The 26,640-nt window shown below is 47.9% G+C and carries 20 protein-coding genes; 15 read left to right on the top strand and 5 right to left on the bottom strand.

Annotated elements, in window-relative coordinates:
• Positions 1-63 precede the first annotated feature (63 nt).
• The 10 genes from sspA (at position 64) to HG547_RS17765 (ending at position 11,941) form a co-directional block, all read left to right on the top strand.
• On the top strand, positions 64-693 hold the full coding sequence (gene sspA, locus HG547_RS17810; protein WP_037414175.1) for a stringent starvation protein SspA: 630 nt from the start codon (positions 64-66) through the stop codon (positions 691-693).
• Positions 693-1,130 (top strand): ClpXP protease specificity-enhancing factor, encoded by a 438-nt coding sequence (locus tag HG547_RS17805; RefSeq protein WP_169548613.1) that lies wholly within the window; start codon positions 693-695, stop codon positions 1,128-1,130. Before sspA ends, HG547_RS17805 begins: the two co-directional genes overlap by 1 nt.
• A gap of 155 nt (positions 1,131-1,285) precedes the next feature.
• The gene (locus tag HG547_RS17800) at positions 1,286-1,861 is read left to right on the top strand and encodes an aminodeoxychorismate/anthranilate synthase component II (RefSeq protein ID WP_169548612.1); all 576 of its coding nucleotides are present in this window, start codon (positions 1,286-1,288) and stop codon (positions 1,859-1,861) included.
• A gap of 175 nt (positions 1,862-2,036) precedes the next feature.
• Positions 2,037-4,517, top strand: a complete 2,481-nt coding sequence (locus HG547_RS17795; RefSeq protein ID WP_169548611.1) for a prolyl oligopeptidase family serine peptidase — start codon at positions 2,037-2,039, stop codon at positions 4,515-4,517.
• A 199-nt stretch (positions 4,518-4,716) separates the two neighbouring features.
• On the top strand, positions 4,717-5,862 hold the full coding sequence (locus HG547_RS17790) for an HDOD domain-containing protein (protein ID WP_037414167.1): 1,146 nt from the start codon (positions 4,717-4,719) through the stop codon (positions 5,860-5,862).
• A 55-nt stretch (positions 5,863-5,917) separates the two neighbouring features.
• The gene (locus tag HG547_RS17785) at positions 5,918-6,829 is read left to right on the top strand and encodes an alpha/beta hydrolase (RefSeq protein ID WP_169548610.1); all 912 of its coding nucleotides are present in this window, start codon (positions 5,918-5,920) and stop codon (positions 6,827-6,829) included.
• A gap of 308 nt (positions 6,830-7,137) precedes the next feature.
• Positions 7,138-8,355, top strand: a complete 1,218-nt coding sequence (locus HG547_RS17780; RefSeq protein WP_169548609.1) for an aspartate aminotransferase family protein — start codon at positions 7,138-7,140, stop codon at positions 8,353-8,355.
• Positions 8,356-8,480: 125 nt separating this feature from the next.
• Positions 8,481-9,500, top strand: a complete 1,020-nt coding sequence (astA, locus tag HG547_RS17775) for an arginine N-succinyltransferase (protein WP_069453617.1) — start codon at positions 8,481-8,483, stop codon at positions 9,498-9,500.
• Positions 9,501-9,509: 9 nt separating this feature from the next.
• Positions 9,510-10,973 carry a succinylglutamate-semialdehyde dehydrogenase gene (gene astD, locus HG547_RS17770; protein ID WP_144346501.1) on the top strand — a complete coding sequence of 488 codons (1,464 nt, stop codon included), beginning with the start codon at positions 9,510-9,512 and terminating at the stop codon, positions 10,971-10,973.
• A gap of 164 nt (positions 10,974-11,137) precedes the next feature.
• The gene (locus HG547_RS17765) at positions 11,138-11,941 is read left to right on the top strand and encodes a DUF1338 domain-containing protein (protein WP_169548608.1); all 804 of its coding nucleotides are present in this window, start codon (positions 11,138-11,140) and stop codon (positions 11,939-11,941) included.
• 144 nt (positions 11,942-12,085) lie between these two features.
• On the opposite strand, the gene HG547_RS17760 is transcribed toward HG547_RS17765, so the two are convergent.
• The 4 genes from HG547_RS17760 to crp form a co-directional block, all read right to left on the bottom strand.
• Positions 12,086-13,414 carry an ATP-binding protein gene (locus HG547_RS17760; protein WP_037427010.1) on the bottom strand — a complete coding sequence of 443 codons (1,329 nt, stop codon included), beginning with the start codon at positions 13,412-13,414 and terminating at the stop codon, positions 12,086-12,088.
• On the bottom strand, positions 13,411-14,085 hold the full coding sequence (locus tag HG547_RS17755) for a response regulator transcription factor (RefSeq protein ID WP_037414152.1): 675 nt from the start codon (positions 14,083-14,085) through the stop codon (positions 13,411-13,413). The genes HG547_RS17760 and HG547_RS17755 overlap by 4 nt, the downstream gene beginning before the upstream one ends.
• Complete coding sequence (locus tag HG547_RS17750) at positions 14,066-14,413, bottom strand: hypothetical protein (protein WP_169548607.1); 348 nt, start codon at positions 14,411-14,413, stop codon at positions 14,066-14,068. Before HG547_RS17750 ends, HG547_RS17755 begins: the two co-directional genes overlap by 20 nt.
• Positions 14,414-14,495: 82 nt before the next feature.
• Positions 14,496-15,131 carry a cAMP-activated global transcriptional regulator CRP gene (gene crp, locus HG547_RS17745; protein WP_011070954.1) on the bottom strand — a complete coding sequence of 212 codons (636 nt, stop codon included), beginning with the start codon at positions 15,129-15,131 and terminating at the stop codon, positions 14,496-14,498.
• 421 nt (positions 15,132-15,552) lie between these two features.
• Between crp and HG547_RS17740 the strand changes: the two genes are divergently transcribed.
• Positions 15,553-16,332 carry a tetratricopeptide repeat protein gene (locus HG547_RS17740; RefSeq protein ID WP_169548606.1) on the top strand — a complete coding sequence of 260 codons (780 nt, stop codon included), beginning with the start codon at positions 15,553-15,555 and terminating at the stop codon, positions 16,330-16,332.
• A 68-nt stretch (positions 16,333-16,400) separates the two neighbouring features.
• Here the strand turns inward: HG547_RS17740 and thpR are convergent, their stop codons facing one another.
• Positions 16,401-16,976 carry an RNA 2',3'-cyclic phosphodiesterase gene (gene thpR / locus HG547_RS17735; RefSeq protein ID WP_169548605.1) on the bottom strand — a complete coding sequence of 192 codons (576 nt, stop codon included), beginning with the start codon at positions 16,974-16,976 and terminating at the stop codon, positions 16,401-16,403.
• Positions 16,977-17,147: 171 nt separating this feature from the next.
• On the opposite strand from thpR, the gene HG547_RS17730 reads away from it, so the two are divergent.
• The 4 genes from HG547_RS17730 to mrcB all read left to right on the top strand — a co-directional run bounded on the left by HG547_RS17730 (position 17,148) and on the right by mrcB (position 26,626).
• The gene (locus tag HG547_RS17730; RefSeq protein ID WP_055648512.1) at positions 17,148-19,334 is read left to right on the top strand and encodes an EAL domain-containing protein; all 2,187 of its coding nucleotides are present in this window, start codon (positions 17,148-17,150) and stop codon (positions 19,332-19,334) included.
• Between the two features lie 206 nt (positions 19,335-19,540).
• On the top strand, positions 19,541-21,547 hold the full coding sequence (locus HG547_RS17725; protein WP_169548604.1) for a TonB-dependent copper receptor: 2,007 nt from the start codon (positions 19,541-19,543) through the stop codon (positions 21,545-21,547).
• A gap of 169 nt (positions 21,548-21,716) precedes the next feature.
• Complete coding sequence (gene hrpB / locus HG547_RS17720; RefSeq protein WP_140907382.1) at positions 21,717-24,245, top strand: ATP-dependent helicase HrpB; 2,529 nt, start codon at positions 21,717-21,719, stop codon at positions 24,243-24,245.
• A 77-nt stretch (positions 24,246-24,322) separates the two neighbouring features.
• Positions 24,323-26,626 carry a penicillin-binding protein 1B gene (gene mrcB / locus HG547_RS17715; protein ID WP_169548603.1) on the top strand — a complete coding sequence of 768 codons (2,304 nt, stop codon included), beginning with the start codon at positions 24,323-24,325 and terminating at the stop codon, positions 26,624-26,626.
• The last annotated feature ends 14 nt before the right edge of the window (positions 26,627-26,640 follow it).

The raw sequence follows: 26,640 nt of genomic DNA, 5'->3' as shown, positions 1-26,640 counted from the left end.
AGTGTAAACGGGGGGCTTTGCCCCTCGTTTACTTTTGTTTTATTTCGACTCTGGAGGGTATCAATGGCTGTTGCTGCCAACAAACGCTCTGTCATGACACTGTTTTCAGGTGCTGATGATCTTTATAGCCATCAAGTCCGTATCGTGTTAGCTGAGAAAGGGGTTACTGTTGATGTTTTACAGGTCGACCCTAATGAAATGCCTGAGGATTTACTCGAAGTAAATCCTTATAACTCAGTACCTACTTTATTAGACCGTGAGCTCGTACTCTATGAGTCACGTATCATTATGGAATACTTGGATGAGCGTTTCCCTCATCCACCTTTGATGCCTGTTTACCCTGTATCTCGTGGTCAAAGCCGCTTGATGATGCATCGTATCGATACTGATTGGTACTCACTCGTCGCACGTATTCGTAAAGGTGACCGCGCAGAGGCTGCTCGTAAAGAGCTGACTGAAAGTTTACTGTCAATCGCGCCAGTATTTGCTGAAATGCCTTACTTTATGAGTGAAGAATTTGGTTTAGCGGATTGTTACCTTGGCCCATTATTATGGCGTTTGCCTGTATTGGGTATTGAGTTAGACAGCCGCGTAGCAAAAGACATCAAAGCTTACATGACACGTATTTTTGAGCGTGAATCTTTTAAAGCTTCGTTGACTGAAGCTGAACGCGAAATGCGCATGGGTATGTAATGAAAGCGTTGACTCCAAATCGTCCTTATTTACTCAGGGCTTACTACGATTGGTTGATGGATAACCAATTAACACCTCACGTTGTGGTTGATGCCTTTGTCAAAGGCACTCAAGTACCGCAGCAATATGTGAAGGATGGCCAGATTGTATTAAATATCGCGGCTGGTGCAGTGGGCAATTTGCAAATTGGTAATGAATTTGTGGAGTTCAATGCGCGTTTTGGTGGTGTGCCTCAGCAGGTGCTATTGCCAATGGCTTCGATTGTGGCCATATACGCCCGTGAAAATGGCGCAGGGACGGTCTTTGACATTGAAGATGCGTACTTAGTGGAAGATGAAGCTGAATCGACATTGCCTGTTATTGAGACCGCCGAGAAGCCAACTGAACCCAAGGACGAGCCGCCTAAGCGTCGTAGCCATTTAACCTTAGTCAAATAAGTTACTTGTGCTCTGATCTATACTATGGAAAGCCAGTCAATTGACTGGCTTTTTGTTTTTTTAATGCTTAATCCCAAGCTAGTGCTGTGGTAGCATTTGCGCCGCATTTCAGCCGTGGAGTGCATCGACTTCCCATTTGAGCCAATGGATTTTGTATGTTGCTAATGATCGACAATTACGACTCTTTTACCTTTAACTTAGTGCAGTATTTTCAGCAGTTAGGGCAAGAGATCGTGGTTAAACGCAATGATGAAATCAGCTTAGCGGAAATCGAGGCGCTATCGCCGAATCATTTAGTCATCTCTCCTGGTCCTTGCTCACCTAACGAAGCGGGGATTTCCTTGGCAGCAATTGAGCATTTTGCTACTCGTTTACCGATCCTTGGCGTGTGCTTAGGACATCAAGCCATGGCGCAGGTGTTTGGGGCCAAAGTTGTGCGAGCACAGCGGGTGATGCACGGTAAAGTTAGCGAGATTACCCATACTGGTGAGCGCCTGTTTAAAGGGTTAAACCAACCATTAACGGTAACTCGCTACCATTCATTACTGGTTGATACCATACCTGACGGTTTTGTGCTGGATGCTTGGTTTGATGACCCGAGCCATGGACGCGAAATTATGGCGATGAGTCATAAAGAGTTGCCGCTCTTTGGTGTGCAATTTCACCCCGAGTCGATTCTGACCGAACAAGGGCATGAATTGTTGGCAAATTTCTTATCTCAATCGGCTTAGGTTGAATCCAAAAAATCGATTTTGCTCTACTCTTTGTTACAAGATTTCTCCTTCATTTAAGCAAATATGTCGCTCAAGTGTGATATAACTGCCGCAAAACGATGCCTGCTCACGTACTCATGGAGTTAGCTCCAAAGTGTAACTAGGGCTGCGATAACAATAAAAGGAAGGACAAATGAACAGCGTAATGCGAAATTTGGGTTTAAGTGCGTTAGCCGTTGCGGTATTGACGAGTTGCGCCGCCACCTCAACCGAAACGGCAACTCCCGCGACCACACCACAGGCTTATCAATTCCCTTTAGCTCAGCCTCCCCAAGTTTCACAACCGCTTACGCTGAATCAAATTATGGCGAACCCCGATTGGATGGGGATTTTCGCTAAGGAAGCCTACTGGAGCGATGACAGTCAGAGCGTTTTCTTTGCGCGCCAACCCAGTGCATCGCCATTACGGAATTATTATCAGCAGGGCATTAATGACAGCCGCGCCGTTGAACTGGCCATCGATAAGCTACATGCGGCTGATCAACAGTTTGGTGTGTTCGATAGCACTAAAGCTAACAAGGCGTATCTCTACCAAGGCAATATTTTTGTTAAGCATTTAAGCTCTGGCAAAATCACCCAGCTTACCCGCCAGCGCACTGCCATCAGTGGCCTGCGTTACCTTAACAATGGCGATATCGCCTATTGGCAAGGGGATAATGTTTTCCAAATCCATCAAGACAGTGGATTAGTGGAGCAGTTGGCTGAAATCAAAATGGCGAAAGCGCCTGAAGGTGTGAAAGAACCCAGCAGCTACTTAGCCAAGCAGCAGCACAGACTCATTCAATATGTGGCGTTGCAGCAGGAAAATGCCAAAGCCAAAGAACAGTTTAAGAACGAGCTGCAAAAGAGCGATCCGACCCTCGCCGCTAACACTTGGTATCTAGGTGATGCCGAGGTGGTGTCTGAGCTAAGTCTGTCGCCAGACGGTCGCTATCTGTTTGTAGCCCTAACCGATAAAAATTACACCGGCAGCAGTGAACACGACATCATGCCAAACTACCTCGGTAGCGAAGGCTATATCGACCCTGTGCCCGTGCGTGCCCGTGTCGCGGAAGATAATCCACCAGGACAGCGCTTTGTGGTGTTAGACCTCAATGAGCATAAACAGATCGATGTGACTATCGAAGGCTTAACTGGCTTCGATGAAGACGTTTTAGCTAAGGTTAAGAGTGAAAATGCTAAAGCAAAAGGTGAGTCATATCAAAGTACTAAGGCTCCACGTAAAATCCAGCTGATGCAGGATTGGGGCTGGACTCAAAGCGCGATTCAATGGCATGAGTCTGAGGACAAACTGGCGGTGATGGTCGAAGCGATCGATAACAAAGATCGTTGGATTGCCAGTGTCGATCTGGCAAAGGGCAAGTTTATCACCGAGCATCGCCTGCATGATGATGCTTGGGTGAACTACGACTATAACCAATTTGGCTGGTTACCCGGTACGAACAGTCTGTACTATCTCTCTGAAGAAACAGGTTATTCCCAGCTTTATATCAAGGCTCGTGGCGAAAAGCCCCGCGCTTTGACTCAAGGTAAGTTTGTGGTGAGTGATATTACCCTATCGCCCGATGCAAACTACATCTACTACAAGGCTAACCAAAGCCACCCTGGTATTTACAATGTTCACCGTGTGAATATCGCCTCGGGCAAAAATGAGCAATTAACCCAGTGGGACGGTAACTTAGATTACAGCTTAAGCCCCGATGGCACTAAGTTGCTGCTGAATGCCTCTCGCCGTACAGAGCCGAATGAGCTGTATGTTCAACCGATTGGCGGTGAGTTAAAACAGCTCACGTCATACACCAGCGATGCCTTTAAGCAATATCCATGGCAAGCGCCCGAAGTGGTAGCCGTACCTTCTAATCATGGCGCTGGCCAAGTGTATGCGCGGGTTTATTTGCCGCAGGGATACGACAAATCCCGCGCCGAAAAATATCCTGCCGTTATTTTTAACCATGGCGCAGGTTACTTACAAAATGCCGATTATGGTTTCAGTGGTTACTTCCGTGAGTTTATGTTCCACAACCTACTGACCCAACAAGGCTATGTGGTGATGGACATGGATTATCGTGGTTCTAAAGGCTATGGTCGCGATTGGCGCACGGCAATTTATCGCAATATGGGGCATCCTGAAGTCGAAGATTTAAAAGACGGCGTGACTTGGATGGGCCAAAATGCCAACGTGGATATTAAGCGCGTCGGTACTTATGGCGGTTCTTACGGCGGTTTCTTAACCTTTATGTCCTTATTTACTGAGCCGGAATTATTCCAAGCAGGCGCAGCACTGCGCCCTGTGGCGGATTGGGCACATTACAACGCGCCATACACCTCCAATATTTTAAACACGCCGGATGTTGACCCTATCGCCTATGAGCGTAGCTCGCCTATTGAACATGCCCAAGGCTTGACTAAGCCATTACTGATCATGAGTGGCGTGATGGATGATAACGTGTTTTTCCAAGATAGCGTGCGTATGTTGCAGCATCTTATCGAGCTGGAAAAACCGATGTTCGAAACCGCGATTTATCCGGTTGAGCCCCACGGCTTCCGTCAGCCATCGAGCTGGTTAGACGAATATCGCCGTATTTACAAACTCTTTGAACAAGAGCTTAAGTAAATCTCGCGAAAGTATTAAGGCCTCAATATGAGGCCTTTTTGTTGCGTGGATTTCGGCGCGAGTGAATCTAATCAGGGTTGTAAAATAGTCACTTGTTTGCTTATTGCCAAGAGGTAACCTATATGCTGAAATTGCAATGTTTTTAACGATTTTAGCGTATGCGCGCCACTTAGCACGGGCGAGATAGGAAAGGTAAACTGTGGCGATATCGGTAGCGGGCGGCGTCAGACCTGGCAAAATTTTAGAGATAGAACATAGGCTCTATCAGCAACTTATTCTCGGTAAACAAAAAGCCAGTCCTACTCTATTGGATGATTTAGACCAAGAGCTTGAGGCTGATGCTAATAAACTCGATGTAGAGCGAGAGGCGATACTGTCACGGCTACTTAAACAAATTCAAGCTCGAGAAGTATTTGAGGCCATTTCAAAGCAACTTATTGACACAGTGAATAATGCTATTGAGCATCAATTAGCTTCCCCTGAGTTAGTGCTAGCCAAGTCGGATATTAACGAATCGCAACTCCTGTTACTTGAATTACTGCTGGCTAAAAATCTTGATGCCACAAGATTAAGACCTTTAATCAGCAATTTAAGCTGGTTATGCCGTGATTTAACCAATATGGTTAATAGTCCTGCATTTCGGGCGCGCCGCCCGCAGAGTTCCGACGTACGCGTCACCGATATCAAATTAGTAATGAATTACATTGGCATCGAAAACCTGCGTACCATTATTCCTTATTTTTGCCTGCGTAATTGGCTGCCCAGTGGCAACGCTAAGTTACTCTGGACCACCCGCAAGTTGTGGCGCTATAGCATTGTCAGTGGAATAGCAGCGAATGCGTTAGCGCAGCTTCATAATACTGACTCAGCACTCGTCTATAGTGGTGCATTAATGAATCAGTTGGGCACTTCAGTCGTGCTGAGTCTCAGTGCGCGTTTATTTGATAAAACTTGGGGCAATTGGATCCGTGAGGCAAGCTCAAGTCGAGATAAAGAAGTCTACGATGCTGTTATTGCCACCGAATTCCCTGCTAAAGTGGTTTTTGAGCAAGTGTTAGCCCATGGACATAAGCTTAATTGGCAACTATTAGAGTTACTTAAGTTTGAACAGAGTCCATTAACTCAATTGCTTAAAGAGTTGGACCAAACCTTAACTTACCGCGAACTCTCGATGCCAGCCGCATTAGTGGCACGGGCGAATTGTTATGCTAAGGTGCTGTTGCTTGAAGAGATGCGCCAAATCGAGCCGCAGGAAAAACGCTTAATGTTCGATTATTACGAGCTCAGCGAGCAGGAAGTGCTGCGCCTAAAAGCACAGAATTATCGGAAGTTGGATCTGCTGTAATCTGCACGCCGCTCCCATCGGTGTCCAATTGCGGCACTGATGTGGAGGACGGGAAATGCCAAGCTGGCAAGCTTCTGTATTAAATACTATTTTATCCTATGTGGCACGGCCATCGATCAGCCGAGGTAAAGCCAAACTTCCCCTAAGCCAAGTACGGCAACGTTTATTAGAGCTGGATAAGCGCTGGTTGCCATGGCCTGAAAAGCTCGTTACGGCTTCAATTCCCTTACAACATTCCACACTACTGCATTACGTGCTGCTCAATGACACGCCGCGTTTGGGCAATCTATTTTACATTCGTGGCGGCGGATTCTGTTTTAAAACTCCCCATGCCCACGCAAGACTGGTGGCCGATATCAGCGAACGTTGTCGCCTCGATACGTTTATCCCTGATTATCGTTTAGCGCCGGAGCATCCGTATCCCGCGCCCTGTGACGATGTACTCGAGGCATACCTGCACTTAATTGAGTTGAAAGGCAGCGATAACCTAGTGCTGATGGGCGATTCTGCCGGCGGTAATTTAGCCTTAAGTCTGTTGCTCGAACTTAAAAAGCGCCATCTGCCCATGCCTAAAGCCTGTGTGTTGTTGTCTCCCGCGCTGGATTTAGCGATTACCGGCGAAACCGAGCTGATTTTAGGCGCGGATGACCCGTTCTTTACCATTGAGTCGCTATTACGGCTGCGCGGGGCGTATCTTGCTGGGGCGAATCCTATGTCAGAACGGGTTTCACCTTTACAGGGGAACTTGGCAGACCTGCCACCACTCTTAGTGATTGCCGGTACGCGTGAGTTGCTTTTACAGGACTCAGAACGACTGGTTATGCAAGTTAAGGCCTGTGGTGGCGCGGTAGAATCGCGTTTTTATCACAACATGCCCCATGTTTTTCCCCTGTTCCATCTGTTGCCCGAAGCGCTTGAGGCGAGGGAACAAATTGCGGATTTTGTGCTTTCACAGCTGATTCGTTAAAATTGTGTAGTTATTCATATTCGGTGAATAGCTAGCAAAAATAGAGGTAAATAACTTTTTTTCTGACTAAATATGCTAAATGCCTCTGGCGTAAACGCTTGTATAGTTCTTAAACTGCAATCTTTATGCACTTTGGCCTTAAGCATGGTGAATGTTGTTTGTGAAAAACTGGTATTTTGATCACAATTTCGCTAATAATGGCTATTAATAGACACAAGCATACCCTGTATCACTAACTCAAGATAAAGATACGTTGGGGACTCAGACGGCTCCCGATGCCGTTACATTTAAACAAAGGATGAAGAAGAATGAGCGTTGATATGAAGTTGAATCGTGCCCAGTTTGATGCGGTGATGGTGCCTAATTATGCGCCAGCGGCAGTGATTCCAGTGCGTGGTGAAGGCAGCCGAGTGTGGGATCAAGAGGGTAACGAATTTATCGATTTTGCTGGCGGTATTGCGGTAAATTGCTTAGGTCACTGTCATCCTGCCTTAGTGAATGCCTTAAAAACCCAAGGCGAAAAATTATGGCATCTGTCTAACGTCATGACTAACGAGCCTGCACTCGAACTGGCCACTAAGTTAGTCAATAGCACATTTGCTGAGCGTGTCTATTTTGCCAACTCTGGCGCCGAAGCCAACGAAGCGGCACTGAAATTAGCCCGTCGTTATGCTTTAGAAAAATACGGCGTAGAGAAAGATGAAATTATCGCCTTCGATAAAGCCTTCCACGGTCGTACTTTTTTCACCGTGAGCGTTGGTGGTCAAGCGGCCTATTCCGATGGTTTTGGTCCAAAACCGCAAAGCATCACCCACTTACCTTATAACGATGTTGCGGCATTAGAAGCGACCGTATCGGATAAAACCTGCGCCATCATGCTAGAGCCACTGCAAGGCGAGGGCGGTATTATTAATGCTGATCCTGCGTTCCTCAAAGCGGTGCGTGAACTGGCAAATAAACACAATGCACTGGTGATTTTCGACGAAGTACAAACCGGTGTTGGTCGTACAGGCGAACTTTATGCTTACATGGGCACCGACATAGTGCCGGATATTCTGACCACGGCTAAAGCACTTGGCGGTGGTTTCCCTATTGCAGCTATGCTGACTACCGCGGAAATTGCTGAGCACCTGAAAGTGGGGACTCACGGTTCAACCTATGGTGGTAACCCGCTGGCCTGTGCTATTGGTAATGCGGTATTAGATGTGGTTAACACGCCAGAAGTGTTGAATGGTGTGAAACATCGCGAGCAATTATTACGCGATGGCTTGAATAAAATTAATGAAAAATATCACGTTTTCTCTGAAGTTCGCGGTAAAGGCTTACTGTTAGGGGCGGTTCTTAATGAACAATATCAAGGTCGTTCACGTGACTTTTTAGTGGCATCTGTTGCTGAAGGCTTAATGAGCCTGATGGCGGGAGCCAACGTGGTTCGTTTTGCACCTTCACTGGTGATCCCTGAGGCAGATATTGCAGAAGGTCTGGCACGTTTTGAACGTGCTGTGGCGAGCATCGCCGCTGCCTAAGGACCAAAGGAGTGCTGAATTTTATTCGCACTCCTTTTTTGTCAGGGAATTCTTGCAGATATCATTCCTGTCTTTTGAAGATAGGCGCATTGGTGCACTGCAAGCTTAAGTGAGGAGACACTAAGATGTTAATCATACGTCCTATTCGGGCTGGCGACTTTGAATCTCTATACCAAATTGCCGAAGAGTCTGGTCATGGTTTTACCTCATTGCCAGTCAATGCCGATTTGCTTCGGCATAAAATTGCCCGTGCTGAAGCCTCTTTTGCCAAAGTTGTCGATAAGCCCTTTGATGAAGGCTACTTAATGGTGCTCGAGGATACCGCGACCCGTGAAGTGGTCGGCACCTGCGCGATTGAAGCCGCAGTCGGTATGGAGGATGCCTTCTACCACTATCGTCTCGGAACTGAGGTGTACCATTCTGAGCAAATTGAAGTTCGCAACGAGGTGGAAACCTTAACCCTTTGTCACGATTACACCGGCGCCGCTGAGCTTTGTACCCTGTTTTTACGGGAGCCTTATCGTAAGGGGAATAATGGCCGCATGTTATCCCGCAGCCGTTTTCTGTTTTTGGCGCAGCATGCCAAACGCTTTGGCGAAACGGTGATTGCTGAAATGCGTGGCGTGAGTGATGCAGATGGTCATTCTCCCTTCTATGGTTGGTTGCAAAAAAACTTTTTAGGCATTGATTTTATTCAAGCTGACTACCTGTCTGGCTTAGGTAAAAAAGCCTTTATGGCGGAGATGATGCCCCGTAACCCTGTGTATGTTTGCCTGCTGCCAGAAGAGGCGCAAAAAGTGATCGGCGAAGTACACACTAATACGCGTCCGGCCCTAAGCTTGCTGCAGGCCGAAGGTTTTAGATGCCGCGGTTATGTGGATATTTTCGATGGTGGCCCAACGGTCGAGTGCCGTTTAACCGATATTCGTGCTGTGCGTGAAAGCCGTCTACTGACGGTCGAAATTGGTGATATGCCTGAATCCGATAAGCAATTTATTGTCTCTAACACTCAATTAGCCAATTACAGAGCGACCGCAGCTTATCTCTGCGTTGATGATAAAGCAGAGCAGGTGGTAATTAGCCCAGAACTCGCCGAAGGTTTGTTACTCGCAAAAGGCGATCAAATCCGTATTTTGGCAATGTAGGAATAGCAAATGACACATTTTATTAAAGGCCAGTGGCACGCTGGCAAGGGTCATGATGTGACCTCTAGCAACCCAGCAAATGGCGAAATTATTTGGCGCGGCCAAACGGCGACAGCCGATCAAGTCAACGCTGCCGTCGATGCCGCCCGTGAAGCTCAGTTCGATTGGTTTATGTTAGGTTTTGATGCGCGTCTAAAGATAGTTGAAGCTTATCGTAGCCAACTCGAAGCGAACAAAGCCGAATTAGCCGAAACGATCGCTCAAGAAACCGGTAAACCCCAGTGGGAAACGGCGACAGAAGTTGCTGCCATGATTGGTAAGATTGGTCTGTCGGCAACGGCTTATAACAAGCGTACTGGCACTGAAGCCAATGACACGCCAGCAGGGCGTGCCGTGCTACGCCATAAGCCCCACGGTGTGGTTGCTGTGTTTGGGCCCTATAACTTCCCAGGGCATTTACCCAATGGTCATATAGTGCCAGCGTTGCTTGCGGGCAATACCGTGGTGTTTAAGCCTTCTGAATTGACGCCTAAAGTGGCCGAGTTAATGGTCTCTCTCTGGGAAAAGGCGGGTCTGCCCGCGGGTGTAATCAACTTAGTCCAAGGTGAAGTCGATACGGGTAAGGCGCTGGCGTCGCACCCACAACTCGACGGGCTGTTCTTTACCGGCAGTTCTCGCACCGGTCACCTGTTGCACCAGCAATATGCGGGTCATCCGGGTAAGATCCTCGCCTTAGAAATGGGCGGTAATAACCCGCTGATTATTAAAGGCGTCGCCGATATTAAAGCGGCGGTGCACGATATTCTGCAATCGGCCTATATTTCATCAGGCCAGCGTTGTACCTGTGCCCGCAGGCTCTATGTTGAGCAAGGCGAGCAGGGCGATGCCTTAGTAGCCAAGCTGGTTGAAGCGGTGAAACAGATTAAAGTCGGCCCTTGGAACGCGCAGCCACAACCATTTATGGGTTCAATGATTTCCGAAGCGGCAGCGAAAGGTATGGTTGCGGCGCAGGCTAACTTGCAGAGCTTAGGCGGCGTGTCGCTGGTTGAACTCACTCATTTGCAGGCGGGAACGGGCTTAGTCTCACCCGGGCTTATCGATGTCACAGCGGTGAGCGAGTTACCCGATGAGGAATACTTTGGACCATTGCTGCAATTAGTGCGCTACAGTGATTTTGACCAAGCGATTAAGCTGGCTAACCAAACCCGTTATGGCTTATCCGCAGGTATCTTGGCCGATAGCCGTGATGATTATGAGTATTTCCTTGCTCGCATTCGTGCGGGGATTGTGAACTGGAACAAGCAGATCACTGGTGCTTCGGGTGCTGCGCCCTTTGGTGGCGTAGGCGCTTCGGGTAACCACAGGGCGAGTGCATTTTATGCCGCAGACTACTGTGCTTATCCCGTTGCCTCCGTTGAGGCCGATGCGGTGAGCCTACCTGCAAGTTTAAGTCCAGGGTTAAGTTTAGAGTGACATCATTGAGGAAGAACCTAGGTTCTTCCTTTTTCATTACAAGCAGTAACGTTACTTGGGCTGCTACTGAGCGCCGTTGTGCAGCAAGTAGCTAGGGTCGTTACATTGAGTGCGAGCGGCAAAACAATACGCACTATAGTCGCAGCACAATAAAAGGAGTTTTTATGCACACAGATATCAATGCGTTATTTGCCGCCCTCTGGCAAGACTATATTCAAATGACCCCATCTGCGGCCAAGGTGCACGAGCTACTTGGACACGGCAAGCCGATTATCAACGACCATATCGCTCTGCGTACTTTTAATATCGCTAAGGTGAATTTAGCCGTATTAGCAGAGCACTTTACTTCTTTAGGTTATGTGGCCTGCGGTGACTATAAGTTTGAACAGAAAAAACTGGTGGCAAAGCATTTTGAGCACCCAGATGCGACTCAACCTAAGGTGTTTATTTCTGAGCTATTGGTGGAAGAGTTTAGCCCATCACTGCAAAGCACCATTCAAGGTTTGATTGCCCAAGTGGATGAGCAAGCGACGAAAGCGGATAACTTTATCTATTCGGGTCGCCATTGGTCACTGGATGCTAAGACCTATGAGACGCTGCTCGAAGAGAGCGAATATGCGGCTTGGGTGGCGGCCTTTGGTTACCGCGCCAATCACTTTACTGTCTCTATCAACCACCTCGAGGGTTTTGATACCTTAGAGTCGGTAAATAATGCACTCAAGCAAGCGGGTTTTGTGCTCAATAGCTCAGGTGGCGAAATCAAAGGTTCACCAGAGGTGTTACTGGAGCAATCATCGACTATGGCCGATAAAATCGCTGTGGTATTTAGCGATACAACGGTTGAGATCCCAAGCTGCTTCTATGAATTCGCCCTGCGTTATCCAAAGGCGAATGGTGAGCTGTATACCGGCTTTGTGGCCGCATCAGCCGATAAGATTTTTGAGAGCACCAACGCGAAAAAAGCCTAATGAATTAGGTTGTTGCTGACTTAATCTCAAACAAAAACGCCATCAATTGATGGCGTTTTTTATGGGTGGCACTTAGAGCAAGTAGCTAGAACAACAATAGTTAGCTCAACACATGTTCGCTAAGCACTCTTAGCTAAGCACTCGTTAGCCAAAGACTAGTTCAATACTGAGGCCAGATAAGTGGCTGCTGTGTTTAAACTTAAGTTCAATGCCATATTGCTCGGCAATTTCCTTCACTATCGATAACCCTAGGCCATGGCCCATGACGGATTCATCAAGGCGCGTGCCCCTTTGGGTGAGTTTATCGAGTTCGTCGTCAGCAACACCTGGGCCATCATCATCGATGCTAAGGCAGAGTTTGTTTTGCGCCTTCCACAGTTTTACCGTGACTTGGCTACCCGCCCATTTAAAGGCGTTATCGAGCAAATTCCCTAAGAGCTCCATACCATCTTCCCTATGAATAGGCAGGCGCTGGATACTAGGATCGAGCTCAAAGTCGCAGTTAATGTTTTTGCTTCTGTGCACTTTGTTGAGGGTATTGGCGAGGCTGTGGAGATCCCTCGGCACCACTAACTGGGCGGCAGGTAACATATCACCGGTGATCCGCGCCGCCGCAAGCTTACGCTCGACCATTTTATGGATAGCGTCGAGTTGCTGTTGCAGCGCCATGGCGGTATCGGGATCTTTTAGCCCTAAGGCTTCTACCTGTTGCTGCATCACTGCCAGTGGGGTTTTGAGCCCATGGCTTAAGTTGCCTAAGTTATTGCGGCTACGTTCAATTTGCTTGGCGGTGTATTCTAATAACTCGTTGTAGGTCTTTGCCAGCGGTTGCACTTCGGGCGGAATGTTATTCAGCTCTAAGGCGTTAATCTCGCCTTCTTGTAGCCGTGACAGTGCATGTTGGATCTGTTTAACGGGTTTAAAGGATTGGCGCAGGATCAGGAATATACCCGCGATCATGGCCACTAACATGGCGAGGTTAACCCCAAGCTTAGTGCCGTAGACTTCACTAAATACCCGTCTACCAATACTCAAATCTTGTGCGACAGTGAGCGTAGCGGTCACATTGGCACTGCTGGAATTTAATCCAAGAGATAACAACTGCATATCATTATTTTTAGGTCCCTTTGCCTGCCAGACACGGGTCTGGTTTGGCGCTAAAGGTTCGATATCGAGCTGCATATCCCACAGGGAGCGAGAGCGGATCACTTCATTGGGCAGGTTTAGCTGGAAATAACGCCCCGAATAGGCGGGGCGGTAGAAGCTCGACAGTTGGCTCTGATCGATGTGGATTTCCCCATTATTGAAATGGGTTGCCAGCATAATGTGTTCTAAATCTTCTTCTAAGCGATTGATAATCGAGTCGTGAAACGCTTGGCGCAGCATGGACTCAAATAAGACGAGTCCAACTACTGTGCCTAATACCAATAAGCCCGTTAACCATAAACTGAGCTTAGTGCGAATCGAGATCATGCAGTCACGCCGTGGAAGATATAACCTTGACCGCGGCGGGTTTCTATCGCAGTTTTACCGAGTTTTTTGCGCAGATGAGTCACGTAAACTTCAACCACATTACTCTCTTTCTCGTCGTCAAACTGATAGAGCTTGTCCGTCAGTTGAGCCTTAGATAACAGCTTCTTAGGTGACATCAGGAAGATTTTTAACAGCCTGAATTCCATGGCGGTCAATTCATATAAATGCTCGCCAACGCTGACGGTTTGTTCGGCTTCATCTAAGGTGACGCCGCCATAGCTCAACTGTTTGCTGGAATTATTTAAACGGCCATGGGCGCGATGAATAAGCGCTTGGATACGCGCTAATAGCTCCTGTGCGTGGAAGGGTTTTCCTAAATAATCATCGGCACCGGCATTGAAACCTTCGACCTTTTCATGCCATTGGCTGCGGGCGGTTAACATAATAACAGGGGTGCTAATGCCTTGATTACGCCAGCCTTCGAGTAATTCCAGCCCATTGCCATCGGGGAGGCCAATATCTAAGATCACGCAGTCGTATTGGGTTTCTTTAACGAGGTAATCGGCTTCAACCGCTTTGTCAGTAATATCGGTAACGTAGCCAGCCTGTTTGAGTTGTTTCTCCAGTTCGGAGACCAACATCGGATTATCTTCAACGAGTAGCAGTTTCATGTTTTCGACATTCGCTCGGTAGTGCGGTGGAGTGTTCAAGTTGACCGTTGGTGGCATCAATACTCAGATTCACTATTTGGCCGCGTTGCACTTTGATTTGCAAATCATAGCGCCATTTATGATCTTCTTGATAGAGATGTGCGTCAATTAGTTCACCGTGGCAGAATTGATTGACCACGGCTAGGGTGCCATTGAGTGATAGAATTTGCCCAGAGTTGACTAAAGCCTTGGCTTGATAATGTTCTAATTCAATCGGTTCGGCGTTAATTATTGTTGGATGCACCAGCGTAAACAGACTGAAAAAACAGATAAATAACAGCCGTTTCATTTATGCTCCCCAATAAAAAATGGCCTAGATTTTATGCTAGGCCACTTTAATGAAACAGGCTTAAATCAAGCTGAAGTCTAACTTAACGGGTGCCATATACCACAATGGTTTTACCGTGTGCTTGAATGAGATTTTGTTCTTCAAGCATCTTTAAGATACGACCCACAGTTTCGCGGGAACAACCAACGATCTGACCAATTTCTTGGCGAGTGATCTTAATTTGCATGCCGTCTGGGTGAGTCATGGCATCAGGTTGTTTTGCTAAATGCAACAATGTTTGGGCTATACGGCCTGCCACATCGAGGAATGCTAAATTACCGACTTTCTGGCTAGTGCTCTGTAGGCGGTATGCCATTTGAGCCGAAAGCTTCATCAGAATTTCGGGGTTAACTTGGATTAATTGCTTGAACTTCTTGTAAGAGATTTCAGCAATTTCACATGCTTGTTTTGCACGAACCCAGGCTGTACGTTCAGCTTGTTCTTCGAACAATCCTAACTCACCGATAAAGTCGCCTTGATTAAGATAAGATAGGATCATTTCCTTACCTTCTTCATCTTTAATCAATACCGCAACAGAACCTTTTACGATGTAATAAAGGGTATCTGAGTCTTCACCAGCATGGATCAAGGTGCTTTTAGCGGGATACTTATGAATGTGACAGTGTGATAAAAACCATTCCAAAGTTGGGTCCGGTTTTGGCTTACCAATCAGAGCCATGTCGATGTTCCTCGATTGATTAAAACGAAAGTAAGAATATTCTAAATAAGCATTTTACGTCAATTACACCCATAAAAACTTGATGGACATCTTAGTTTAGAATGAGTGAATAAATGCAATTAACCAACTAAAATTAGAGCTTATTTTGCTACTTTAGTGATATTAGTCAACTAAATCGGTGTCAAACTCACTGGATTCACTTAACTCTGTAGAGTTAATCACATCTTATAAAGGCTTTTAAGGGTTTTTTGTGAGTAAAATAATCGTAAACCTTAGTGGCCTGACATGGTGAGTCGAGCAATTTAAAAATCAGCGGTGATTTTTCCCTTTATTTAAGGTCAATTGAACCTATTTAGACTCGACTTATGGGGTTAATTCTGGCTAACTTGGGGGCGCGGTTGTTTTTCGAAGAGGTTACCACGTGAAATACAGACAATGGGTTTTCGGTGCAGGATTGACTTTATCCGTTGGATTAAGTTCTGCTGCATACGCATTTTCTATCCCGCAGCCCGCAAATGAAATTGCGGCGAGTAAATTTGTGCATATTCAAGTTCAGGCGGAGCAAGGTGATGCCGATGCGCAATTTTTACTGGGACTGATGTTTCTCTCTGGACGTTATGTGCAGCAAGAAGTGCCATCAGGACTGCACTGGATAACTCTCGCCGCCGAGCAACAACACGAAAAGGCGCAGCAAACTTTGGCGGATCTCTCTTTTGAAGGCCAATTGATTAAACGAGACTTAGCTGTAGCCGAGCGTTGGTATAAGGATATGGGGGAGCGTGGTAATCGTTGGGCACAGTTTCGTTTAGGCTTTATTTACGCTTCGGGTGGTGATGGCATTAAGCGCAATTGCGGCAAAGCGGTAGAGCAATTTTCCCGTGTTGGCGATGATATTGCCCTTGGCAATGTGGCTTGGATTCTCGCAACTTGCCCTGAGGCCGAATACCGTGATGGCAATAAAGCGCTTCAGTTATCTCTACAGCTCCTTAAGGTCAACGAAAACGACCCCACTAATCTCGACAACTTGGCCGCGGCCTATGCGGAAGTGGGCGATTTTGGCGCTGCCGTTTCGACGCAGCAAAAAGCGATTGCAGCTTTGAAGATGACGGCTGAAGCGACTAAAACCGATGAATTTAAGCAGCGTTTACATAGCTATGAGCAAAAACGCGCCTACCGTGAGACACTGCGTTTGCTCGATTAAACCCGTTAGTGTTTTATTATCTTTATCAGCCCGGGCTATGCTCGGGCTGATTGTTTCTGGCGTCTTATTTATTGGGCGGATTCAGGCTGTTCGAGCGGCCAAGAATGTAAGATGCGATATTCCACCCCACGATTACCGCTTGAAGAAAGGTACAAATGAAGCTGCTCGGGAGCGAGCGTTAGTTCAGTTATCGGTGTATTCGCTAGATCTTTGAGGGGAAGTTCGTTATCAAAGGTGCTCAAAGACTTGGCTTTTCTAAACAAGCTGATATGCGGTCGAAATGGATGTTCGCTCTGATGCAATTGCAACTGCTGCGCTAAATCTTGCGCCTGTGATGCCAGTAACGCCAACGCAGGGCTAACCCTATCTCCCTTTAAACAACATACCTGTGCCTTGGGCCAAACGGCGAGCTTATCCAGTTGTACAGTAAATCGTGGCCGATGCAGTTTATCAACGGCTTCGAGCAGTTGCGTCTTTTGAGACTGATGGACTAAGCCTAAAAAAGCGAGGGTGAGATGAAAATTCGCTTTGCTTACGGGTTTTGCATGGGGCGTTAACTGTTCTGCTAAGCATTGCTGCAATTGCAGCAGTGGCATGCGTTGAGTCTCATTAAGGGCGAATCCAAGAAATAGTCGTTGTAACACTCTTTATCTCCGCTACCTGCTCAAATGCCAAACATAAGCTATGCTTTTGTTTGGTAATACAGAAAGGCCCGTGGTCATTATTCATCATCGGCTTTCGATGACTTGAATTTGTTTCTGGGAAGTGTAGCAATAATACCTTAAATGGAATTGTAGGTAAGGAAATCCCTTTTCATGTCAGATGGTTTAGCAAATTCACTCCAACAGGCATTAGTGACGATTTTTAGCGAAACGCCGCTAGAAACCCTAGAGCAAAATGTTGATAGAGCATTAGAGGCGATTACACTTCAGTTGCACTGTGATGGGGTGTTTGTGCTAACGGGGAGTTTATCCCTCGACCATTTACGCACCCGTAATTTGTATTTAAAACCGCAATTTAGCCAGGGCCAGCAGACTCGCGTTTGGCCGCTCGCGCGTATGCCTTTTTTTCGCTCCCTTGTGAGAAACCCCAAGCTGCTGAATCTACCCGATGTGAACACATTACCGCCAGAAGCTCAGGCGGAGCGGGCATTGTTACGGGATTGGGATGTCAAAAGTCTACTGGTGTTACCCCCCGTCGTATTTGGCGAAACCCGTATTGCCCTTGGGGCGGTAAATTGCTCCGAATGCTGTGAGTGGACCGAGGAGTTTATTCAGGAGTTTCAACATGCTGCGGTGATGATTGGTTCGGCGATGGAGCTGACCCGTATCGCCCATGATATGTTAGCGAGTGAAAACAAATATCGCGAAGTCTTTAATCAATTGCCCTTGGCTTGTGCTTTGCTCGATAAACAAAATCAACTGACGATGCTGAACAAAGTGGCGCTGCAAACCTTGCCAGTGCAGCATGGATACGATTTATTCAGTATGGTGCGCGATGAAGAGCACGCGATGCTCTCCGATACCTTGCATATGGTGCGTGAAGGCGTATTAGGACAAGCTTGGTGCGAATTGCCGCTTAAATCGCTGCATCAATTAGAGTGGTTAAGGCTCAGTTTTAGTCAGATCCACGGTGATAAGGACACCCTGGTTATGATTGCCGAAGATGTGAGTGAAAAGTATCGGCTGGCCGATGAGCTCTCTTTTCATGCTAACTATGATGCTCTTACCGGATTGCCCAATCGGCTGCACTTTGAGGCATTACTCGATAATTTGCTGCATAGCAAAGATGATATGCCAACCTGTGTTGCCTTTATCGATGTCGATCAATTTCAAGTAATCAACAATGTTAGCGGTCATCAAGCGGGGGATAAGTTACTGTGCCAGTTGACATTGCGGCTTAAACAACTGGTGCGTAAGGGCGATATTGTTGCTCGGCTTGGTGGTGATGAGTTCGGTATTTTAATGCATTACTGCAATGTGGATTCGGCGCAGCATATTGCTAAGCGGATTTGTACTCAGTTAGCAACTCACGAATTTATCTGGGAAAACCGCTGCCACAATGTCAGCGTCAGTATGGGGATAGCTAAGTTCGACAGGTCGGCCTCTGATATTTATACCGTGATGAGCCATGCTGATGCGGCCTGTCGACTCGCCAAAGATAAGGGGCGAAATGGCTGGCATTTATACAGTGCTAAAGATCCTAAAATGACCCGTCTTTACACTGAAATGATGGCCTCGGTAGATATTGTTAGTGCCCTCGCGTTAAATCAATTTGAGCTTTATTTTCAAAGTATTGCACCACTAAATTGCGAAGAGCCAGGATTACATTTAGAAGTGCTGCTCCGTATGGTGCAGCCCAATGGCAACATTGTTTCGCCAGCAATTTTCCTACCTGCCGCTGAGCGTTATAACTTGGCCGCCAAAGTAGACTTGTGGGTCATTGATAATCTACTGAAGTGGGGGAGCAGCCATTTAGCGATTTGGCAGCAATTGGGGCTGGTATCCGTCAACCTTTCGGCGACGTCTTTGGGTGATAGCGAGTTTATGAATTGGCTTGAAATGCGGCTAATGACTGAACCTGAGTTGGTGGATAAACTCTGCATTGAGATCACCGAAACCGCCGCCGTAAGCCAATTAGATCAAGCAACTAAATTGATTGAAGTGCTTAGGCCATTAAATTGCCAGCTCGCACTGGATGACTTTGGTGCGGGATTTTCAAGTTTCGCTTATCTAAAACGTTTAAATGTGGATTACGTCAAAATCGATGGTCAGTTTGTTATCAACCTGTGTGACGATGATGCGGATCAAGCAATCATCAAAGCCATCTGTCAGCTCGGACAAGATATGGGATTTGATGTGGTAGCCGAGTTTGTTGAATCGACAGAAATTGGTTTAAAATTAAAGAGCTTAGGAGTGGATTATGCTCAAGGTTATGCGATTAATAAACCCGCGCCATTGCTAACATTAACCTCTGGATTGGCCGAGCCTTGGCTGCTGTAACGGCGGTTATCCTTCATGTGAGTTTTTATACTTCTGCAATTCTTAATTTGTAAGTGACTCATTTATCACTATTTACCTTAATGTGAGCCCATGCAACTTAGGCTGCGACAGATTGTCGCGCCAAGCCGAGTTTTGATTGCACTTATATCACCAGTCATAACAATACCCCCACAAAAATCATTAAAAACAATATGTAGGGGAAATTTGTGCCATATCAACCGATCAAATTAGCGCTAATTTTAGTGAGTATTTTAGGCTCCACTTTACCTCAGTTGGGCTGGTCTTCAGAGGCGACCGACTGTGGTGATGGCCAAAAATGTAAAGATTATCTGCTGGTTACCGCTGATGTGATGCGTCAGCCAGTACACCTAGTGAGTGATCCCAAACAAAATCGATTGCCATTACCTGCCTATGATGGCTCAGGGTTTTTACGCACGATTCCGGGATTTAATATCACCCGTAAAGGCGGCTCTGGCGGCGATCCGATGTTTCGTGGCTTGGGTGGTTCGCGCTTAAACATCGTTGACGATGGCCAGCATGTGTATGGTGCCTGTGGTGGACGTATGGATCCGCCAACCAATTATATTTATCCCGAAACTTACGATCAGATAACGGTTATTAAAGGCCCGCAGACGGTGAAATATGGCCCCGTCGGCACCGCGGGCACAATTCTGTTTGAGAAAAATCGCCATCGTTTTAATCAAGCAGATCTTGAAGGGCGTGCCAGTGCGACGGGTGGCAGTTTCGATAGACGAGATGCCATGGTGGAGTTGAGTGCAGGGGATAAAAATTACTACCTTGATTTTGATATTAATCAATCGAGTAGTGATCATTATCAGGACGGCAATGGCAATAAGGTGCAATCCAGTTATGACCGCCAAAACGCCAATCTTGCCCTCGGTTGGACACCTACTGAGCGCACCGTTGTGGAGTTAGCTTACGGTGAGTCGAGCGGTGAGGCTGAGTATGCCGACAGATTAAATAAGGCTCGCCAAATTGATAACCGTGATGCGGCGGTGCTCATACAACATGAGTTTGAGTCGACCTGGCTGGCCGCAGTCGAGTTACAAGCCTTTAGCAATAAGAACGACCATATTATGGACCGATTTGATGAAGGGGTGAATTCTGGCTCGAATGTGCGCCGAATGACCGACGGTGGTCATCTTTGGTTTGATTTAACCCCGCTCGATGGCCTCGAATTAACATTGGGGCTGGATTATATGTCTAGCGCGCATGATGGCCGCAGCATGGCAACGGGGGATGTTGGTTTAGACGACTTACTCAATAAGCCGTTTAAGGAAGATATGCGCTATAAAAACTATGGCCTGTTTGCCGAATCCCGTTATGGCTTTGATAACCAAGGTTCAGGTAACAGTAGTTTGCACGCTGGACTGAGAGTTGATCGCTGGGATAGCGAATTGTTAATCGCCCAGCAGGGTGAGCGGGAGGATACCCTCTACAGCGGTTATGTGCGTTATGAATATCAACTCGATGCTCATCAATACTATGCTGGATTTGGCTCGGCGCAACGCGTGCCAGACTATTGGGAGATCATGAAGGCTAGCGCCGATAATCCCGCACAGAAAGCCTTTGATCTTAAGGCAGAAACGACCAATCAATTTGATATAGGCTGGATTTACCAAGGTCCGGTTGAAGCGTCAGTGTCACTCTTTTACGGTGAGATTAATGACTATATTTTGATTGATTCGACCAGCAACACCACGGTAGCCCGTAATATTGATGCCAGCTTATTCGGTGGCGAAGCAAGCCTAGACTATGCGTTTAATGATCAATGGTCGACTCAACTTACCTTAAGTTATACCCAAGGTGAAAACGATACCGACAAGGTCGCACTTGGGCAAATATCGCCGTTAGAGGCAAGATTAATTGTTAATTATCAATGGCAAGCTTGGACAATGGCGGCGCAGTGGCGGCTAGTTGCATCGCAGGATCGTTATACCTTAGGTCAAGGCAATATTGTGGGCCAAGACTTAGGCCCAAGTAGTGGCTTTGGTACCTTGGCACTCAATGCTTCTTGGTCATACAGCAAGGATTTATCCTTTATCTTCGGTGTCGAAAACCTGTTTGATGCAACCTACGCAGAGCATGTGAGTAAGGCCGGTACGGGTAATGATCTGCCTGGCAGTGAGGCCATGTTCAGGGTCAACGAGCCGGGGCGTAATCTCTGGGCTAAGCTGACCTATCAGTTCTAACTCGGCTTATTTGTGCTATTAGCGCCCCGAGAGCCTTGCTGTCGGGGCGATGCTATTTTTAGCAGGCCAATGCCAAACTGCGACGTATCAAAGCCGAGGCTGCGGGAGGGACACTGCCAAAGGCCTATGTTAAACTGCCACATCATTTTTCCCTGTTGATACTGTTGCATTGAACAATCTACCTATTCATTCCTTACTGCCATCTCTGCGTGATGCCTTTGCAACGCATGCCCAAGTGATCCTCGAGGCACCCACAGGCGCGGGTAAATCCACCGCCTTGCCTTTAGCTATCTTGGATTGGGCTGAGGTTTCTGGGCGGATTTTAATGCTGGAACCTCGACGTGTGGCCGCCCGCAGTGTGGCGCAATTTATTGCCAGTTGTCGGCAACAGGCGGTAGGGCAAGAGGTCGGTTTTAGGGTGCGCGGTGAGTCAAAGGTCAGTGGTGAGACTCGGCTTGAGATTGTTACCGAAGGGATATTAACCCGAATGATCCAGCAAGATCCTGAATTGACCGGGATCGATATGATCATTTTCGATGAGATCCACGAGCGGCATTTGACCACAGATCTTGGTTTAGCCCTCGCTCTTGAAGTGCAAAGCTCACTGCGGGATGACTTAAAAATCCTCGCCATGTCGGCAACCTTATCTGGCATTGCGCTCAGTGAGTTAATGCCAAACGCAGCTCTGCTCAAGAGTGAAGGGCGCAGTTTTCCGGTTGAAATCATCTACCGTGCTGTCGCGGGACAGCAGCATTGGCTCGATCATTTGAGTCGCACCGTGCTCGATAGTGCTACCTCAATAACGGATAGTGCGGCCTCAATAACGGATAGTGGCCCGCAGGATATACTGGTGTTTTTACCCGGTAAGGCGGAAATCCTCAGGGTGGCGCAGTATTTGGCGGAGCGCCTCGATAGCAACCGTCTGGCAATTTGTCCGCTTTATGGCGAGTTGTCTGCGCAGGAACAGGATTGGGCGATTAAGGCAGACGCAAGTGGCAGGCGTAAAATAGTGCTCTCCACCAACGTTGCCGAGTCGAGTCTCACCATTGAAGGCATTGGGCTGGTTATCGATAGTGGCTATAAACGCCAAGCGAGTTTTAACCCTAAAACGGGGGTTACGCGCTTAAGCCTTAAACGTATTAGCCAAGCTTCGGCAACCCAACGTGCTGGCCGCGCTGGCCGTTTAGCGGCGGGCGTGTGTATTCGATTGTGGGGCCAAGAAGAGCATCAACGTCTGCTCAAAGCCGATGAGCCCGAAATCAGCCAAGCCGATTTAGTCTCAATGGCCCATGACTGTGCCTATTGGGGCGCAAAATCCTTCAGCGATTTGCTGTTATTGACAGCGCCGCCGAGCGTGAACGAAGCGCTGGCGTGGCAACTGCTGCAGCACTTAGGCGTGGTCGATGGGCAAAACAAACTTACTCAGCACGGCAAGGCGGCCTATGAGCTGGGCTGTCATCCGCGCCTCGCGCACATGTTATTAGCTGCTAAATCCCATTCTACAGAACTTGCGGCCTTGGCCTGCTTGCTTGCGGGTATTTTAGAGGCGCGGGGATTACCGCGCAAAGGCGCCGATATCATGAATTACTTGCATTTTGCCACCCAAGGCAGTGCGGGGCAGCAGGCAAAACAATGGCTGAGAAAGCTGGCGCTAGATAAGCAATTCACTCAGGCCGATTTAGTGGCCATCGCCTCCCATGCGCATCATCAGGATGTCGGTTTACTGTTGGCACTGGCTTATCCCGATCGCATCGCCAAATCCCGCGGTGTCGAGGGTTACCAATTAGCCAATGGCACGGGCGTAGTGCTCAGCGCTGAAGATGCCTTAGCGCAAACGCCTTGGCTGGTGGTGGCTGATTTTCAAGAAACTGAAGGTAAAAATGCCGGGCGGGTCTATTTAGCTTGCCCGTTACAACCGAGCCTATTTGATCATGAGTTGGCCGACTTAGTTGATACTCATGAGCAATGCGGTTGGGATGAAACCAAAGGTCGCGCTGTTGCTGAGCGGCAAGCAAAAGTCGGGCAGATTTTATTGAAATCAGAGGCTATCCCTAATCCGAATCGCGGCCAAATTGTGGCGGCATTGCTGAGTTATATTCGCCAGCAAGGGTTACAAATTCTTAATTGGAACGCTAACTTAGAGCAGTTTCAAGCGCGATTGCATTTAGCGCGAAGCTTAGATCCGACTGCTGATTGGCCGGATATGAGCGATGCCGTCCTGCTGGCCGATCTTGAAACTTGGCTGGCGCCTTACCTTGAAAATGTGAATAATCTGCCGCAATTACAAAAACTCGATTGCTTTAGCTTAGTGATGAATCAATTGAGTTGGTCGCAGCAGCAGGCGCTTGATGCACTGTTGCCGACCTCATGGCCGTTAGCCACGGGCACTTTCGCGCCCATAGTGTACGAGACCTCGGGTCGCGCCTTACTGCGGGTTCGCTTGCAGGAAACCTTTGGTATGGCTGACAGCCCGCTACTAGCCCAAGGTAAGCTGAAGGTGACGATGGAGCTGCTGTCTCCGGCGCAGCGCCCTTTGGCACTGACGGCGGATCTCGCCAGTTTTTGGCAAGGGCCCTATGTTGAAGTGAAAAAAGAAATGCGTGGGCGTTACCCTAAACACCTGTGGCCGGACGACCCTGCCAATACGCTACCGACAAAATATACCAAGAAAAAAACCTTAGGTTTATCTCAGTCATAGCCTTTAGACTGCCTTGATTTACAACCTTGTGTTGTGCCTATGACTGATGCCGTTAACGCATAAATGATGAAGTAGATATGACAACTCATACGACAAAAAAAGCGCCAGCCCAACGTAAAGCGAAGCGAAGCCGTGGCCTATTTGGGCAAATTTGGTCGCTCACCTGGAAGCTCGCCTTAATCGGCCTCGCCGTTGTGACCTTCTACGGTATTTACCTCGACCAAATTATCGCCCGTAAGTTTGAAGGGCAAAAATGGCATTTACCTGCACAAGTTTTTAGCCGCTCCATGGCCTTATATCCAGGAGCTGCGGTGAGTCATCCACAGTTGATGGCCGAGTTAAAACTACTTGGCTATCGCAAAGTGGCGAACCCCCGCGAGGTTGGCGAGTTTTCGGCATCGAGCACAAAAATCGAATTATGGCGTCGACCCTTTTTACATCCCGAAGGCGATCAGCCAGAACAGCGAGTGATGATCACCTTCGATAGTGAAGGCGTCAGCGCTATTGCCCGAATGGAGGATAAGCGCCAGTTAGCGGTATTCCATTTAGAACCCGTTTTACTTGACCGCATGATCACTGGTGACGGTGAAGACAGGCTCTTTGTCTCTACCGAAGATATGCCCAAACATATTGTGCAGGCGCTATTGCTGGTGGAAGACCGCAGTTTTTACGAGCATCACGGGGTAAACCCCTTCGCGATTCTGCGTGCTGCTTTTGTGAACATCAGTGCGGGGCGTACCGTGCAGGGCGGTTCGACACTGACCCAGCAGTTGGCAAAAAACTTCTTTCTGTCGAGCGAGCGCTCGTTGCTGCGTAAGGTTCGCGAAGCCTTAATGGCGGTAATTATTGATTTTCGTTACAGCAAGGAAGAAATTCTCGAGGCTTATCTCAACGAAGTGTATATGGGGCAAGATAAATCCCGTGCCGTGCATGGTATGGGGCTGGCTTCGCAATTCTATTTTGGTCGTCCCATCGGTGAGTTAACCACGGCGCAGCAAGCCTTTTTAGTGGCGGCGATTAAGGGGCCATCTTACTACAACCCATGGCGTTACCCTGAGCGCAGCTTAGAGCGCCGCGATTTAGTACTGCGGTTATTGATGGAGTCGGGCGAGCTGACGACCGCGCAATATAAGGTGGCTGTGGAGTCGCCCTTAGGTTTGCGTAATGCCAATAAGCCTGTGCATCAAAAATTACCTGCGTTTTATGCCTTGGTTAAACAAGAGGTTAATGAGCGCTACGGCGATGCGTTATTAAAACAATCTGGGGTGAAGATTTATACCACTCTTGATCCTATGGCGCAGGAAGCCGCCGAAATCGCTGTGACTCAAACCTTTAAGAGCTTAGATAAGGGCAATAAGTCGTTGCAGATTGGTATGGTGGTCACCGACAAATACACTGGCGGTATCGCGGCTATGGTGGGTGATAAAACGCCGGGCTTTGACGGTTATAACCGCGCAGTGGAGATCCGCAGACCGATTGGCTCGCTTATCAAGCCATTTGTGTACGCCACCGCTTTGGCACCAAATAGTAAATTTACTTTGGCATCGCCACTTAAAGATCAGCCGATTACCCTAAAGAATGAGCAAGGCAAAACCTGGTCACCGCAGAACTTTGATAAGACCTTTAGCGGCCAAGTTTCCTTGTTAACAGCGCTGAAAAAATCGATGAACGTGCCGACGGTAAACCTTGGGATTGCCGTTGGGGTCGATGCCGTGGCAACCACCTTGGCTAAGTCGGGCTGGTCGGAGCCGCTTAACGAATATCCATCGATGCTACTGGGCGCGGTGAATGGCTCGCCCTTAATGGTGGCGCAGGTTTATCAAACCCTCGCCGATAGCGGCGCTTACCGTAAACTCACCACAGTCACCGCAGTGCTCGATAGTGATAATCAGCCTTTACCCGTAACGCGTTCAGCCAAAGAGCAAGCGATTACGCCAGATACCGACTTTTTGGTGCAATATGCCATGCAGCAAGTCGTGCGCTCCGGTACGGCAACGCGCTTAGGCAATGCCTTCCCCGGTGTGGCACTGGCGGGTAAAACTGGTACCAGTAACGATAGCCGTGATTCTTGGTTCGCCGGTTTTGATGAGCGTAACGTGGCTGCGATTTGGGTCGGTCGCGACGATAACGGTAAAACCACTCTTTATGGTAGCAGCGGTGCGATGGCGGTATACCAAGCCTTCTTGAAGGAGCGTCCACCCATTGGGCTGCGTTCGATTCCGCCATCGGGTGTGATCCAAGGCTATTTTGACCGAGATACGGGTGAAGCCAAGGAAGCAGGATGCAGCAATACTGAGGCATTACCCGCTCTGAGAGGCACTTATAATCCAGCTAAAAACTGCGGTGAGCCGTTGCAGTGGTGGCAGAAGATTTTAGGTTAGTAATACTTATTCTT

The organism is Shewanella sp. DNRA4 (genome assembly GCF_012843185.1).
Classification (GTDB): Bacteria; Pseudomonadota; Gammaproteobacteria; order Enterobacterales; family Shewanellaceae; genus Shewanella; species Shewanella xiamenensis.
This window is presented reverse-complemented; position numbering and strand designations above follow the sequence as displayed.